The organism is Methylobacterium amylolyticum (assembly GCF_030700245.1).
In the GTDB taxonomy this organism is placed as follows: domain Bacteria; phylum Pseudomonadota; class Alphaproteobacteria; order Rhizobiales; family Beijerinckiaceae; genus Methylobacterium.
Map to the genome: position 1 here is coordinate 69,887 of NZ_JAUYZI010000029.1, position 15,381 is coordinate 85,267.

Here is a 15,381-nt window from a genome sequence, read left to right on the forward strand (position 1 = left end):
CGTGAGACCGAGGACCGATCCCGCCCTGCCCGGCCGCGGCGGCCGTCCGCCCGCGGGCCGCGTGCGCGGGGGTGGCGCGCGATGACCCGGCGCGCGTGGCTGCGGCTGGCCGCGCTGGTGCTCGGCGCGCTCGCCGCGTCGGCGCTGATCTGGTGGGCCGGTCCCCTCGTCGCCGTGGCCGACCTGCGCCCCCTGGAGCCGGCCTGGATCCGCGGCCTGCTCTGCGCGCTGGTCCTCGGGTCCGTCGCCGGGGTGATCGGCTGGGAGGCCTACCGGCGCCGGCAGGCGACGCGGGCGCTCCAGGCCGAGCTCGCGGGCGAGGACGCCGCGGCCGGCGACGGCGAGGCGCTCCGGGAGCGCATGGCCGACGCGCTGGCCACCCTGCGCAAGTCCCGCGGCGGCAAGGGCAGCCACCTCTACGACCTGCCCTGGTACATCATCATCGGCCCGCCCGGCGCCGGCAAGACCACGGCGCTCACCCGCTCCGGCCTCAAGTTCCCGCTGGCGAAGGGCCGCACGCCGGAGGCGGTCGCGGGCCTCGGCGGCACCCGCTACTGCGACTGGTGGTTCACCGAGGACGCCGTGCTGATCGACACGGCCGGCCGCTACACCACCCAGGATTCCGACCCCAAGGGCGACCGGGCGAGCTGGCTCGCCTTCCTCGACCTGTTGCAGCGGACCCGGCCGCGGCAGCCGATCAACGGCGTGCTGATCGCCATCAGCCTGGAGGACCTGCTGACCGGGGGCGAGGCGGAGATCGAGGCGCACGCCGTGGCGGTCCGCAAGCGCCTCGTGGAGCTGCACGAGCGCCTGAAGATCGATTTCCCCGTCTACGCGGTGTTCACCAAGGCCGACCTCATCGCCGGCTTCACGGAGTTCTTCGGCCAGCTCTCCGAGGCGGAGCGGCAGATGGTCTGGGGGCACACGTTCCAGACCGCCGACAAGACCCGCAACATGATCGGCGAGGCGCCGGCGGAGTTCGACGCCCTGGTCGAGCGGCTCAACGAGTGGATGCCCGACCGCCTCCAGGACGAGGTCGCGCCCACTGCCCGGGTGGTGCTGTTCGGTTTCCCGAGCCAGGTGGCGGCGGTGAAGGCGCGGGTGATCGACTTCCTCGGCCGGGTGTTCGAGCCGAGCCGCTTCCACGTCAACGCGACGCTGCGCGGCTTCTACTTCACCTCCGGCACGCAGGAGGGCACCCCGATCGACCAGTTGATCGGCGCCCTGTCGCGCAGCTTCGGCTCGCAGGATGTCGGCGCGGCGCTCTATTCCGGCCGGGGCAAGAGCTTCTTCCTGACCGACCTGCTGCGCAAGGTGGTGATCGGCGAGGCCGGCTGGGTCTCCACCAACCGGGCGGCGATGCGGCGCGCCAACATCCTGCGGCTGTCGGCCTACGCGGGGCTGGCGGCGGGCTCCGCCATCCTGGTCGGGCTGTGGTGGACGAGCTTCCTGCGCAACGGCCAGCTCGTCGCCCTGACCGGCGCGCTGACCGGCAAGTACCGGGGTGACGCCGCCGAGATCCTGCGCGAGCCCGTCGTCGCCGACCGCAACTTCTCGAAGGTGCTGCCGCTGCTCAACGCGCTGCGCTACCTGCCTACCGGCTACGCCACCCGCGACGAGGCCGATCCGATCCTGGCGACCTTCGGCCTGAGCCAGCGCCCGCGCCTGCGCTCGGCGGACGAGACCGCCTACCGGGCCGGGCTGGAGCGCCTGTACCGGCCCCGGCTGATCTTCCGCCTGGAGGAGCAGTTGGAGGCCAACCGCAACAACCCGGGCTTCGTCTACGAGGCCCTGAAGGTCTACCTGATGCTCGGCGGGCGGGCGGAGGGCCCGCTCGACCGCGCCCTCGTCCTGGGCTGGTTCCGCCGCGACTGGGCGGAGAACCTGTATCCCGGCGCCGGCTTCGGCCGCGGCCGCCAGCTCCTGGAGGACCACCTCCAGGCGATGCTCGACCTCGACGACGGCAGCCCCGCCCTCGTCTCGATCAACCAGGCGCTCGTCGAGGACAGCCAGCGCACGCTGGCGCGGCTCAGCATCGCGGAGCGCACCTACGAGCTGCTGAAGTCCGAGGCGCGCGCCGCGGTCGCCCGGGACTGGACGGTGCAGCGCGCCGCGGGCCCCGACGCCAACCTCGTCTTCGAGGCCGCGGGCGGCGCCGACCTCGACAGCGTGCGCGTGCCGTTCTTCCTGACCTACGACGGCTTCTACGAGGCGTTCATCGACCGGTTCGGCGACGCCGCCGACATCGCCGAGCGCGACCGCTGGGTGCTGGGCACCGCCGGCGAGCAGCAGGCCTTCCGCGCCCAGTACGGCTCGCTGTTCGCGGACCTCTTGAAGATCTACGCCCGCGAGTTCCAGCAGGGCTGGGCCGCCGCCCTGCGCCGCCTCAAGCTGCGCCCGCTCGCCGCCGACAAGCCGCGCTACCTCGCCCTCCAGGCGATCGCCGCGCCGACCTCCCCGCTCAAGCTGATCGTCGAGTCGATCCGCGACGAGACCCGCCTGACGCGCGAGCGGCCGGCCCGGGCCGGCGCGGGGGAGGTGCGCGCGGGACAGGCGAAGGCGGCCCCCGGCGGGGCGGCGGCTCGCGAGATCGAGCAGCGCCTCGGCCCCGCCGCCGCCCTCGGCCGCGCGGCGGTCGCGGGCGCCGCGCCGACCGGCATCGCGCCGACCGGCATCGCGCCGACTGGCATTGCGCCGACCGGCATGGCCCCGGTCGACCGCTTCGCGGCGCCGAACGAGGCGCTCGGCGGCAACATCGAGGCGGCGTTCCGGCCGTTCCACGTGCTGACGGAGGGGGATGCCGGGCGCCGGACCGTCGATACCCTCGTCGCCACCCTCAGCGAGATCAAGAACGCGGCGCTGGAGGCGACCAACCCGGGCCAGGCGGCGGCCGCCAACAGCACCCTCGTCACGCAGACCGCCGCCCTGCGGGCGCTGGCCGCCCGCTTCCCGGCCCCGTTCGAGGCGATGATCCGCCAGATCGCCAACGAGTTCGAGGGGCGGGCCGCCGACGCCACCCTCGGCGAGATCGGCCGGGCGCTCGCCGACGAGGTGATCCGGGACTGCCAGCAGATCGCGGCGAACCGCTACCCGTTCAACCGCGCCAGCGACCGCGAGGTGCCGCTGGCCGACTTCGCCAAGCTGTTCGCGCCCAACGGCGTGTTCGACCGCTTCTTCGCGCAGAACCTCGCCGGCCGCGCCGACCGGTCGAAGCCGCAATGGACGTGGCGGGTCGACGACACCGTCGCCCGCGGCTTCTCGGCCGCGACCCTGCGGGAGTTCCAGCGCGCCAGCGAGATCCGCGAGGCGTTCTTCTCCACCGGCGGGACGATGCCCGCGGTCGCGTTCTCGGTGACGCCGCTGGCGCTCACCGGCGAGGCGGGGCAGGCCAAGCTCGACGTGAACGGCAGCGTGGTCCTCACCCAGTCGGGGGTGAACGCGCCGGCCACCGTGCAGTGGCCGGGCCCGGCCAACCCGGCCACCACCACCCTCCAGATCGAGGGGCCGCCGAGCTTCTTCGGCCTGTCGAGCGGCGGCGCCGTGACGATCGCCAAGACCGGCACGTGGTCGCTGTTCCGGCTGCTCGATGCCGGCTCCCTGCTCAAGCAGGGCGACGCCGTCGTGGCCACGATCACCGCCGGCAACCGCCAGCTCTCCTACCGCTTCACCACCAGCACCATCCAGAACCCGCTCGCGCTGCCGGCTTTGCGCGAGTTCCGCTGCCCGACGGGCATCTGAGGAGCCCGGCATGCCCTGCGGCCTCTACGGCAAGCTCCCGGCCAAGCGCGACTTCATCGCCGTCGGCGTCGCGCGCGGGTTCCTGAGCGCCTGGGAGCCGTGGATCCAGGCCGGCCTCGCGGCGAGCCGACTGAATCTCGGGCCGGGCTGGACCGACGCGTTCCTGCGCGCGCCGATCTGGCGGTTCTGGCTCGGCGCCGAGGTCGCGGGCGAGCCGGTCCTCGGCAGCCTCATGCCGTCGGTGGACGGCGTCGGGCGCTACTTCCCGCTGACCCTGGTGTACCGGTCCGACAGGTCCGAGGGGCTGCCGCCGCCCGAGATCGAGCCCGGGGACGCGTGGTTCGCGCAGGCGGAGGCCTTCCTGCTCGCGACCCTGTCGGCGACCGACTTCGACCGGGTGCTCGCCGCGCTGAGCGACCTGCCCGAGATGCCCGCGGCGCCGCCGCGGATGCCCGTGGGCGCGGCGCGCCTGCGCGGCGGGACCCTGGTCGGGCCGGCCGAGGACGGCGACGTCGGCGCCGCCCTGGCGCGCCTGCGCCCGTCGGCGCATGCGGGCCTGCATGCCGGCATGAGCTACTGGTGGACCCCGGGCGGCGAGGATTTTCCCGCCCGCGCCGCCTGCTGCCGCGGCCTGCCCGATCCCACGGTCTTCTCCGGCCTGCTGACGGGGCGGTTCGATGCGCGCGACCACTGAGCTCACCCCCGGCGCGCTCGGCCGCGACGCCATGCGGATCGAGTACGGCGCCGTGACCCATCCGGGCGCGGTGCGCGCGGCCAACGAGGACAGCTACCTGCTCGCGCCCGAGATCGGCGTCTTCGCGGTGGCCGACGGCATGGGCGGCCACGCGGAGGGCGCGGCCGCGAGCGCGGCGGTGGTCGAGGCGCTGGCCTCGATCGGCGCGGCCGTGTCGGCGGCGGACCTGATGGCCCGGCTGGAGGACCGGATCCTGCGCGCGAACGCGGCCCTGTGGCGCGGCGGCCAGGCCCGCCGGAGCACCACCGGCTCGACCGTGGCGGTGCTGCTCCTGTTCGGGCACGACTTCGCCGGCGTCTGGTCGGGCGACAGCCGGATCTACCGGATCCGGCAGCACGCCATCCAGCAGATCACCCGGGACCACACCGAGGGGCGGGACCTGTTCGAGCGCGGCATCCTCAGCGCCGCGGAGATGGCGGCGTGGCCGCGGCGGCACGTGATCACCCGCGCCATCGGCGTGCACGAGGAGCCGGGGATGGACCTCGAACAGGGCGCCGTGCTGCCCGGCGACGTGTTCGTGCTCTGCTCCGACGGACTGACCGGCACGGTCTCCGACGGCGACATCCTGCTCGCCGCCGACACCTCGGCGCCGCAATGGGCCTGCGAGGCCCTGCTGGCGCTCACCCTGGAGCGGGGCGCGCCCGACAACGTCACCGTGGTGATCCTGCGCTGCGGCTACGCGCAGCCGGACCCGGTCCCGGCCGGCCGGGCGGCGACCGTGAACTGTCCCGCCCGCCCCGCCCTCGACGGAGACGCGCGATGAGCCGGGACACGGTGGTCCACGCCGCGTCCGGGGAGCGGATCGGCCCGGGGACGCAGCTCAACGACCTCTACGAGATCGACGCGCTGATCGCCGAGGGCGGCATGGGCGCGGTGTTCCGGGGCCACTCGATCGAGACCGGCGATCCCGTGGCGATCAAGACCATCCGCGCCGACTTCGCGGGGAATGCCACGGCGCTGGCGCTGTTCCGGAAGGAGGCGTCCGCGCTCCACACCGTCCATCACGGGGCGGTGGTGCGCTACTACGTGTTCTCGATCGATCGCCGGCTCGGCTTGCCCTACCTCGCCATGGAGTACGTCACCGGCGAGCCCCTGTCCGAGCGGCTCCGGCGCGGCCCGCTGGCCTTCGCCGAGGTCGACCTGCTGCGGCGGCGCATCGCCGACGGGCTCCAGGCGGCGCACGAGGCCGGGATCGTCCACCGGGACGTCTCGCCCGACAACGTCATCCTGCCCGGGGGCGACCCGGCCCGGGCGAAGATCATCGACTTCGGCATCGCCCGTTCGGCGGCGGGCCAGACGGTGATCGGCGACGGGTTCGCGGGCAAGTACAGCTACGTCTCCCCCGAGCAACTCGGGCTCCAGGGCGGCGAGGTCACCGCGCGCTCCGACATCTACGGCCTGGGGCTCGTGCTGGCCGAATCGAGCCGCGGCCGCCCGGTCGACATGGGCGGCAGCCCCGCCGAGTTCGTGAGCCGCCGCGCCGCGATCCCCGACCTGACCGGGGTCGACGCCCGCCTCGTCCCGCTCGTGGAGGCGATGCTGCAGCCGGATCCGGACCGGCGGCCCCGGAGCATGGCGGAGGTGGCCGCCTGGACGCCGGCGCCCGCGCCCGTCCGGCCGCCGGCCCCGCGGGCGGGCGGGCGGCGGCGCGGCCTCGTCCTCGGGGGCGCGGCGGCCGGGCTCGCGGCGGCGGGTCTCGCCGTCGCGATGCTGTACCCGTCGCCGCCGCCACCGACGCCGTCGGGCCCGTTGCTGGCCGAGCAGCCCGCGCAGGCGAGCCCGCCCGCGGTGCGGGGCGAGCCGGCCGAGAGCCCCGTCACGGCCGAGATCCCCATCACGGCTGAGAGCCCCGCCGCGGCCGGGGCGCCGCCGCGCGCTCCGCCGGCCCAGCAGGCGCAGACGGTCCGGGAGAGCGGGGCCGCGCCACCGGCGGAGCCCCCCGCTCGGCCGGAGCCCCCGACGGAGCCGGTGCCGGCCTCGGTGCCGAAGACGGCGCCTGGTGGCCGGACGCAGGTGGCGACGGTCGAGCCGCCGTCCGGGCCGGTGCCGCGCGCCCTGCCCTCGCCGACCATGGAGCAGGTGGCGGCCTACGTCCGCGGCTACCGCGGCGGCGACTGCTTCTTCCTGAGCCCGACCGCGATCAGCGGCCGGGACGCCCATGTCGAGGCCTACGGCGCGCGGACCCGGGCGTTCGAGGCGTTCGACGCGGATTTCAAGCGGACCTTCGGCTTCGAGGCGCGGATCCTGCTGCACCGGGTCGAGGGCGGACAGTGCCCCGTCGTCGACCTGCTTGCGCGGCAGGCGCAGATCAAGCCGGCGAGCGCCCCGAAGATCCGGCTCGAGAGCGACCGCATCCGCAGCGGCGAGAGCCTGCGGGGCGTGATCGATTTCGGCGACGGCACGCTGAAGCTGCTGCTGGTGGAGGGCGACGGATCGGTGCACGACCTCGGTCCGTACCTGCGCCGCGCCGCGCGGCAGGCGGTGCTGTCGGTGCGCCTCGACGCGAAGGGCCTTGACCGGGGCCGTCCGCAGCTCCTGGTCGCGGTGGTGAGCCGGGCGCCGCTGCCCGCGCTCGAACGGGCGGGCCCCTGGACCAGCGAGGCGGTGTTCCGGGAGATCGCCCAGGGGGGCTCGCAGGAGGTCTCCCAGCCGGGTTCGGCGGTCGGCGTCGCCGTGACCCATATCGAGGTCGGGGGCTGACCCGTGGCCGCGCCCCCGATCCTCACCGAGGAGGCGTGCCTCGACGCGGTGATGCGGCTGCGCTTCGGCGACGCGCCCTGCCGGGCCTGCGGCGGCCACCGCGGCTTCCAGCGGGAGGCCCGCAACCGGGCCTTCTCCTGCCGGGCCTGCGGCCTGAAGGTGTTCCCGTGCCAGGGCACGCCGTTCGCCAAGCCGCGGCCGCGGCTGGTGGACTGGTTCCTGGCCGTCGATCTCGCCGCGCGCGGCGCGGGCGGCGGTCGCGCCCTGCGCGCCCTCGGGCTCGACCGCCGCACGGCCGAGGCGGTCGCCGCGGGCGTCGAGCGGCTGAAGGCCTCCGCGGATGCCGGGCCGACGGCGCAGTGGTTCCCGGCGATCGCCGCCTTCGTCGCCGCGCACCGGCCCGAGCCGGCCGCCGGGCCGACGCCGCAGGCCGATCCCGATCGCGAGACCCTGTGGCAGTCCCTGCGCGCGCTGACGGCCGGGTTCCAGGTCGAGCGCCGGCCCGCCGCCGGCCTGATCGGCATCGCCGCCTTCGCGCTCGCCGGGGCTGGGATCGGCTGGCTGCTCGTGCCGCAGGAGCCGGAGCCCGACACCGAGCTCGCGCAGGCGACCGCCGTCCTGAGCCTGGGCGAGAACCGGCCGGTGATCCTCGTCACCGCGGAGGTGGCGGCGCAGCTCTACGACGTGACCGACGTCGACGCCGACCCGTCCTCGCCCCTCGCCTCCTCGATCCGCATCTCCCCGAAGCCCGGCCCGCAGGGCGCCGCGCCCGGCGCGCCGGCGGACCGGCCGGCCGCGCCGCCGCCGATCAAGCTGTCCTCGGGCGCGGGCAAGTCGCTCGTGACCGGCGACACCGGCGCCGTGCGGGAGAGCGCCCGCGACAGGCCCGAACTCGCCGCCTACTCCGCCCTGGCGACCGAGCTCGAAGGCAAGGGACCGCGCAATCCGGACGAGCTGCTCGTGTTCGGGCCGATGCGCATCCGGCGCTACCTCGTCGAGAAGATCGTGCGCGCCTCGCGGGCCACCAGCGTCGACCCGGTGCTGCTGATGGCCATCGCCGACAAGGAGTCGAGCTTCAAGACCGAGGTCCAGGCGGCGACCTCCTCGGCGTCCGGCCTGTACCAGTTCATCGAGCGCACCTGGCTCGGGGTGGTGCGCGACTTCGGCCCGCGCTACGGCCTGGAGGCGGAGGCGGCGCTCGTCGCGGCCGGCGACCTGGGCGGCGGCCAGCGCGCGCGGATCCTCGACCTGCGGCGCGACCCCTACCTTTCGGCGGTGTTCGCCGCGGAGATGCTGAAGCGCGACAGCCTGCGCATCGCCAGGCGGATCGGCCGCAACCTCACCGGCGGCGAGGTCTACCTCGTCCACTTCCTCGGTCCGGACGGCGCCGAGCGCATGATCGACGAGGTGACGCGCAAGCCCGAGACGGTCGCCGCGGAGCTGCTGCCGAAGCCGGCGGCGGCCAACAAGCCGATCTTCTACGGGGCCGGCGCCAAGAGCCTTTCGGTCGCGGAGGTGCGCGGCAAGTTCGAGACGATGATCTCCCTGAGGCTGGACCGCTACCGCAGCGTCAAGGGCGTCGATGTGCCCAACACCCCGGAGGCGCGCCCCGTCCCGCCCGGCCGCTGAGGGCGCATCGCTCCGCGCAGCCGGGCAGAGGCTCAGATGTTCGACGCGACGTTGCCGAAGCCCATGGCCCGGGCCCGCGCCCGCACCACCGCCTTCTGGTCGTCGCGCAGGGTGTCGAGGAGCGGCCGGGCGATGCCGTAGATCCGCATCGCCGCGCCCACGCCGAAGGCGTCCTTGGGGTTCTGGCCCGCCCGGACCATCGCCGCCTGCTGGGCGCCGATCTCCAGGAGCACCTGCTCCACCGGCGCCCAGTGGGGCTCCTGCTCCCGGGTCAGGCGCAGGGAGAGGCGCATGCGGCGGATCTCGCTCGCCGTGATCATCCCCTCGACATGCGGCTCGGGGGGCGCGCGCAGGGCGGGCAGCGGCGGCGCGGGCACCGCGGGCGGGCGGGCGGCGGGGGCCGGCGGCACCAGCGCCGCGACCGCCGCCTCCCGGCGCGGCTCCCGGCGCTCGGCGGGCACGGCCGGGATGGGGGCCGGCGCGTCGGTCGTCGCCGGGGCGCCGGCCGGCGTGTTGTGCCACTCCGCCAGGACCTCCTCCGGCGTCGGACGTGCCGCGGCCGGCCGGGGCCCGGGGCGCGTCGCCGGCGGGCGCTCGGCCAGCGCCCCCTGGGCCGGCGGCGCCGTGATCGGAGCGGGCGGCGCGGCAACGGGAGGCTTGCGCGGCTCGTCGAAGGGCTTCAGGGCCGGCGCGCTCTCCATGAGCAGGGCCTTCTCCCCGAACGCCGCCGGGCGCTCGCCGGGCATGAGACCGACGATCGCCACGGCGCCGGCCGCGACCGCGACGACGAAGGCGCAGACCCCGCCCGCTCCGAGTGCGACGCGTTTCCAGTCCATGATCGGTCCTCGGGATGCTGGAACGAGTCGCAGCATAACAGGTCTCGACGCGCCCGGCGCGTCGGCGCGCAGTCCTCGCCGAAGATTTCGCGCCCGGGAGACTGGGTCTCGCCGCTCGAAAACGGTGCATGGCGGTCCCTGTCGGCGGCCCGGCCGTCCGGCGGGTTGAGTCCGGCCCGGATCGCCGCGTAGGAATGGCTGGACCGTGATCCGCGGGGCGGACGGCCCGGGGCCGCGGGCGCGCGGCGGGGCCGGGGTCGAGACCATGACGCTAACCCTGACGATCGAGAACGTCGCCACGCTGCCGGACGGCGGCCCGCTGAGCGTGACCCTGAGCGGCCGCCGTGGCCTCGACATCGGCCGCGATCAGTACCTCGACTGGACCCTGCCGGACCCCGACCGGACGATCTCGGGAAAGCACGCCGAGATCCGCCATCGCGACGGCGCCTACTGGCTTCAGGACGTCTCGCGCAACGGCACCTTCCTCAACCGCAACCCGCAGCGCGTGCAGGAGGCCTGCCGCCTGAGCGACGGGGACCGCATTCAGATCGGCCCCTACATCATCGCGGTGCGGATCGAGGGCGCCGCCGCGCCGCCCGCCGCGTCGCCATCCGCGCCGATGCCGGTTCCGCCGCAGGATTACTGGGACATGCCGGGCGAGGCGGCACCGCCGATCCACAGCCGCGGACTGGCGCCGCCGGCCGCCCCGGTCCGGCCCGACTTCATCAACTGGGCCGTCGACCTGCCGGTGGACATCGTCCCGCCCCGGGCCCCGGCTGGGGACGACATGGATTGGGCGCGGGCGAGCCCGCCGCCGCCCGCGCCCCCGCCGCCCCGGATGCCGGATCCGCGCCGCCGGGCCCCGGAGCCCTCCGCGCCGCCCGCCGAGGGCCCCGCATCGCGGCCGGCCCCCGACCCGTTCGCGCCGGATCCGAACGGCTGGCCGGACACGGCGCGCGAGATGGCGCGGGACCCGGACCCGCGCCGCGATCCCGGCGGGGCCTACCCCGACCGGTCCCGGGACCGCCCCGGAACCCATCCCGAGGCCCCGCCGCGCGCCGATCGCGAGCCCGGTCCGCCGCGGCCGGCGCCGGACCGGGGGCGGCGGGACGAGGCGGGGCCGTCCGCGGCGCAGGAGGCGTTCGTGGCGCGCTTCGCCGCCGGGCTCGGCATTCCGCCGGAGATCCTGGCGTGGCAGGATCCGGGCGACCTCGCCGAGGAGGCCGGCCTGCTGCTGCGCCTGTGCGCCGACAACCTGAAGCAGCTCCTGGCCGCCCGCACCGAGTCGAAGCGCGCCGTCAAGGCGGCCAGCCACACGGTGATCCAGGCGCTCGACAACAACCCGCTCAAGTTCGCGCCGACGACCGACGACGCCCTGCGCATCATGCTCGGGCGCCCGTCGAGCGCCTACCTCGAAGCCCGGCGCGCGATGGACACGGGCTTCCGCGATCTCAAGACCCATCAGGTCAAGACCTACGCGGCGATGCAGAACGCCCTGCGGCTGCTGATGGAGGATCTGAGCCCGGAGGGCATCGAGGCCTCCGACGAGAAGGACCGCGGCCTGACCGGCCTGCTCGGATCGCGCAAGGCCCGGCTCTGGGACATCTACACGACGCGGTGGGACGCGCTGGCCTCGCCGCACGACGACGCCATGGTCGACGCGTTCATGCTGCTGTTCGCGGATTGCTACGACAAGGGCCGGTGACGGGCGTGGCCGCCGCCGCGGTCCCGTCCGGCGCGGGGGCCCGGTCAGGCGTCGGCGCGATCCGAGGCCCGGGCGGTGACGACGAGGCCGGGCACCGGCTGGCCGCGCTCCATCCGCAGGACGTCCCGGACGACGGCCGCGTCGCGCAAGCCCGCGGCGTCGAGGCAGCCGGTGACGTAGGCGGCGGCGTGGCTGTAGCGCCCGTGGCCGTGCAGGGTGAAGTCCTGCCCGCCCTCGCCCGCCTCGACGCTGAACACCACGTGCCCGCCGGGCCGCAGGGCCCGGGCGGCCGCCGCGAAGACCGGTTCGAGGCGGCCGAAGTAGCAGAGCGTGTCGGCGCAGGTGACGAGGTCGTAGGCCCCGGGATGGTCGCGCAGGTGGGCGGTGAGCTCGCCCTGGTCGAGGCGGTCGTAGCAGCCGCGCGCGCGCGCCTTGTCCAGCATCTTCGCCGAGAGGTCGATGCCGGAGAGCGCGCGCGCGAAGCCGCGCAGGGCCGGGCCGCACAGGCCGGTCCCGCAGCCGGCGTCGAGGATGTCGAGGCGAGCCCCCGGCGCGTGGAGGCGTGCGACGGCGTCGGCGACCAGCTCGGGCGCCCGGTAGTCGAGGCGGGCGAGCTTGTGGTCGAAGCTCGCCGCGAACGCGTCGAACAGCCCCGCGACGTACCGGTCGCTCGCCCGGTCCGGGACGTTCTCGCCGGAGATCGCCGCGATCAGGTGCTGCGCGGAGGCGCTGTCCGGCTCCTCCCGGAGCCAGTCGCGCAGGATCGCGAGCGCCCGCTCGGTCGCGTCCGTCGCGGCGTAGGCGGCCACCAGGAAGCGCCGCGTGCCGGCGTTCGAGGGCTCCAGCTCCAGCGCCTTGGCGTGGCAGGTGATCGCCTCCTCGATGCGCCCGCTCCCGGCCAGCAGGCGGCCGAGATTGTCCCAGGCCTCGCGGTGGTGCGGGTCGAGGTCGATCGCCTCGCGATAGGCGCGCTCGGCCTCGTCCACGAGGCGCATCGCCCGCAGCGCCACGCCGAGGTTGTTGCGGGCGTCGATGTTGCCGGGATCGAGGACGATCGCGGTCTGGTAGGCCTGGAGGGCGTAGTGCGGCCGGTCGAGTTCGAGGAACACGTTGCCGAGGTTGCTGTGCATGCCCGGATCGTCGGGCTCGATCTCGATGGCGCGGCGGATCATCCGGACGGCTTCCACGGGCCGCTGGGTCTGGTGGTTCAGGATGCCGCAATAGTGCAGGGCCGCAGCGTGGTCGGGGGCTACGGCCAGGATGCGGCCGTAGACGGCCTCCGCCACGGCGAGGTCCCCCGCCCGGTGCGCGCGGACCGCGACCTCGACCGCGTCCTCGATCGAGATCTCGCCGGTCCCGCTCCCCGCCTCGGCGCCCATCGTGCCGTCCTCCCGCCCGCTCGGCCGCCCGTCCATCGCCCCGGCGCGCGCCCGGCCCGGTCGGATCGCCGCGGCGGCACGCGGGCGGAGCGACGGCGGGGGGCTGCCGTGCCGGGTCTGGACTGTCTTCGGACTGTTCACCGTCTCGCGGGCCCGGTCAACCGAACCGCGCCGGGTTTCCCGCCGGGCCGCGCCGGGCGGGAGGCGCCCCCGTAAGGGAGAGGGACCTCGCCGTCCCCGCCCGCAACCCGCCGCCCGGGAGCGCACGTGGCCAAGCTCTGGATCCTGTCCGACCTCCACCTCGAAACCCTGCCCTATCCGGACAACTTCCGCCCGGACCCACCGCCCTTCGACGTGCTGGTCGCCGCCGGCGACATCTGGGAGGGCGATCCCGGTCGCGGCTTCGCCGTCCTGCGCCGCCTCGCCGGAACGAAGCCGGTGGTGTGCGTGATGGGCAACCACGAGCACTGGAACGGGGTCGTCCACGAGGACCTCGCGCTGGCCCGGGTCCTGGCCGCGCGGGAGGGCGTCAGCCTGCTCGACGGGACGGGCGCCGTCCACGCCGGCTGCCGGTTCGTCGGCACCACCCTGTGGAGCGACTACCGGCTGGCCGGCGCGCTCGACCCCGCGGCGCAGACCGGCGAGCCGATCGACGTGGCGCACCCGGGCGGCAGCCACCTGCTGACGATCGGCGACGCCGCCGCCCTGCACCGCCGCGCCCGGGCCGCGCTGGCCGGCCTGATCGCGCGGGCCGACGGCACCCTGCCGCTGGTGGTGGTCACCCACCACGCCCCGCACCCGGACTGCATCGCCCCGGCCCAGCGCGGGGGCTGGAACGCCGGCAACTCCGCCTCCGACCTGTCGGCGCTGACCGATGCCGGCCGGGCGGCGCTGTGGGTGCACGGGCACGTCCACCGCAGCCTCGACCTGACCCGGCCGGGCGGCACCCGGATCCTCTGCAACCCGGCCGGCCCCGGATTCGCCAATCCCGCCTTCGACGACGCCCTGGTGGTCGCGCTGGACTGATCCGACCCGGGGCTAGCCGCTGCGCTTGGCGCTCCAGTTGCCGCTGCACGTCACGAGGCCGCCGCTCGTGTGCCACGTGCCGGTGCCGCTGCCGTTCGGGTCGAGCTGGCCGGCGATCGGCACCCGGTTCGCGCCCTGCACGATCGTGGCCTGCACCGCGCCGCCCGCCGAGACGCCGCCGTCGATGTCGACCTCGCCCGGGATCGAGGCGTCGCCGTTCTTGATGTTCACGCTGTAGTGCGTGCTCTTCGCGCAGGGACCGGAGGTCGCGAGGGCGGTGACGGTCCAGTGGCCGTCGAACCGGTCCGACGCCGCGATCTTCCGGGCGGCGGCGGCCTCGCCGAGGGCGGCGAGCACCAGGCCGCTCGACAGGACCAGGATCGGGGAGCGTGCCATTGTGGGTTCCGTCGTTGGCGCAGCCGCGGGATAGGGCCAGCGCGCAACGCGCCCGGGGCCGGACGGGTTCAACGGGTCCGCACCGGCGCGGCGGGAGCGGGCCTTCGGTCCCGGACCGTGCCGGCTGCCGTGTGGCCGGAGGACCCGCTCCGTTCCGCGGCGCCGGAGAGGGCCGGGCGTCCAAGCCTCCGGATCGGCTTGGGAAATTTGGCTGGGGCGCCAGGATTCGAACCTGGGAATGGCGGTACCAAAAACCGCTGCCTTACCACTTGGCGACGCCCCAAGCTGGCGGGGTTGTCCTAGACGGGGGCGCGGGGCGTGGCAAGCCTGGAGGCGTGCCCGGGGCGCTGCGCCGCGGCGTCAGCGGGCCTGGAAGCCGGGGGTGCGGCCGGGCAGGCGCGGGACCTTGGTGCCGCGCGGCTCCACCGGGGCGGCGCAGGTGTAGGCGAACTCGGTCTTCAGCGGGTCGAACACCGTCTCGCCGGCGACCCGGCAGGTCTCCCGGGCGGTCTCGTCGAGATAGGCGCGGGCGGCGGCGCGGAACCGGCCGGTGCGGCTCGCCGCCGGGTCCGGATCGATGCGCAGGTCGTTGAGGTTGCAGCCCGCGACCTCGCGCAGGCCGTTCGAGACCACCAGCATCCGGCGCACCTGCCGGTTGTCGTAGATCTCGTAGGGCTCCTTGCAGCCGATGGTCACGACCTGCGGGGTCAGGGCGACGTAGGTCTTCGAGATGTAGGAGAAGCCGGTGGCGGTGCAGCCGGCGAGCGCCGGCAGGACCACGAGGAGAGCCGCGAGCCGCCGCACCGTGTCGCCTCCCCTGCCCCGTGATCCGCATGGCCCCGGCCCATTGAAACGGCCGCGCCGACGCGGTCAAGCTTCAAGCCCGGGGGCCGGTCCCCGCCGGGCGCCGGCTGTGGCCGCCGCGCCACCGGCCGGACATGGGTTCTCGCCCCCACCCGCCGCGGCGCCGGGGACATGGCCCAAATGGATCAGGGGACGCGGGACGCCGCGGGAGCCCTGGTCGTGTGACACACGCGGAAGCCGGCCCCCGCGGCGCCCCGTGGCCGACAGCCCCCGTCACCGGGGCCGCCGGCCATCTTGTCGTCGCGGTGTCTTCCAGCCCGCCCGGTCTACGCCCGCACGTGAGCGGTCTCGGACGGGGCGCCCGGCCCAGGAAGCATCGCTGCTCCCGGCTCGCGCCCCCGGAACCCGCATCGT

11 protein-coding genes and 1 tRNA gene are annotated in these 15,381 nt (G+C 75.4%); 7 read left to right on the forward strand and 5 right to left on the reverse strand.

Features of this window, described 5'->3' with window-relative positions; all coding sequences use genetic code 11:
* Positions 1-81 precede the first annotated feature (81 nt).
* From tssM to Q8W71_RS32935, 5 genes are read left to right on the forward strand one after another with little or no spacing between them, the layout of a single operon-like run.
* Complete coding sequence (gene tssM, locus Q8W71_RS20100) at positions 82-3,738, forward strand: type VI secretion system membrane subunit TssM (protein ID WP_305527182.1); 3,657 nt, start codon at positions 82-84, stop codon at positions 3,736-3,738.
* 10 nt (positions 3,739-3,748) lie between these two features.
* On the forward strand, positions 3,749-4,432 hold the full coding sequence (tagF, locus tag Q8W71_RS20105; protein WP_305527183.1) for a type VI secretion system-associated protein TagF: 684 nt from the start codon (positions 3,749-3,751) through the stop codon (positions 4,430-4,432).
* A complete protein-coding gene (locus Q8W71_RS20110; protein ID WP_305527184.1) occupies positions 4,416-5,255 on the forward strand; it encodes a PP2C family protein-serine/threonine phosphatase in 840 nt (279 codons plus the stop codon). The genes tagF and Q8W71_RS20110 overlap by 17 nt, the downstream gene beginning before the upstream one ends.
* Positions 5,252-7,192 (forward strand): serine/threonine-protein kinase, encoded by a 1,941-nt coding sequence (locus tag Q8W71_RS20115; RefSeq protein ID WP_305527185.1) that lies wholly within the window; start codon positions 5,252-5,254, stop codon positions 7,190-7,192. Before Q8W71_RS20110 ends, Q8W71_RS20115 begins: the two co-directional genes overlap by 4 nt.
* 3 nt (positions 7,193-7,195) lie before the next feature.
* Positions 7,196-8,821: a transglycosylase SLT domain-containing protein gene (locus Q8W71_RS32935; protein ID WP_370875483.1), complete on the forward strand. Its 1,626-nt coding sequence runs from the start codon at positions 7,196-7,198 to the stop codon at positions 8,819-8,821.
* 32 nt (positions 8,822-8,853) lie between these two features.
* Here Q8W71_RS32935 and Q8W71_RS20125 read toward each other — a convergent pair whose 3' ends face one another.
* Positions 8,854-9,657, reverse strand: coding sequence for a hypothetical protein (locus Q8W71_RS20125; RefSeq protein ID WP_305527186.1), 804 nt, complete (start codon positions 9,655-9,657; stop codon positions 8,854-8,856).
* Between the two features lie 265 nt (positions 9,658-9,922).
* Here Q8W71_RS20125 and tagH point away from each other — a divergent pair, with 265 nt between their 5' ends.
* A complete protein-coding gene (gene tagH / locus Q8W71_RS20130) occupies positions 9,923-11,362 on the forward strand; it encodes a type VI secretion system-associated FHA domain protein TagH (RefSeq protein WP_305527187.1) in 1,440 nt (479 codons plus the stop codon).
* Between the two features lie 44 nt (positions 11,363-11,406).
* Here tagH and Q8W71_RS20135 read toward each other — a convergent pair whose 3' ends face one another.
* Positions 11,407-12,741 (reverse strand): tetratricopeptide repeat protein, encoded by a 1,335-nt coding sequence (locus tag Q8W71_RS20135; RefSeq protein ID WP_305527188.1) that lies wholly within the window; start codon positions 12,739-12,741, stop codon positions 11,407-11,409.
* Positions 12,742-13,008: 267 nt separating this feature from the next.
* Here Q8W71_RS20135 and Q8W71_RS20140 point away from each other — a divergent pair, with 267 nt between their 5' ends.
* Entirely contained in the window at positions 13,009-13,767 is a 759-nt protein-coding gene (locus Q8W71_RS20140) for a metallophosphoesterase (protein WP_305527189.1), read from the forward strand.
* A gap of 12 nt (positions 13,768-13,779) precedes the next feature.
* Here the strand turns inward: Q8W71_RS20140 and Q8W71_RS20145 are convergent, their stop codons facing one another.
* The 3 genes from Q8W71_RS20145 to Q8W71_RS20155 form a co-directional block, all read right to left on the reverse strand.
* The gene (locus Q8W71_RS20145) at positions 13,780-14,163 is read right to left on the reverse strand and encodes a heme utilization protein (RefSeq protein ID WP_305527190.1); all 384 of its coding nucleotides are present in this window, start codon (positions 14,161-14,163) and stop codon (positions 13,780-13,782) included.
* Positions 14,164-14,371: 208 nt separating this feature from the next.
* Positions 14,372-14,446 (reverse strand) — tRNA-Gln (locus Q8W71_RS20150).
* A 77-nt stretch (positions 14,447-14,523) separates the two neighbouring features.
* The gene (locus Q8W71_RS20155; RefSeq protein WP_305527191.1) at positions 14,524-14,967 is read right to left on the reverse strand and encodes a hypothetical protein; all 444 of its coding nucleotides are present in this window, start codon (positions 14,965-14,967) and stop codon (positions 14,524-14,526) included.
* Positions 14,968-15,381 lie beyond the last annotated feature (414 nt).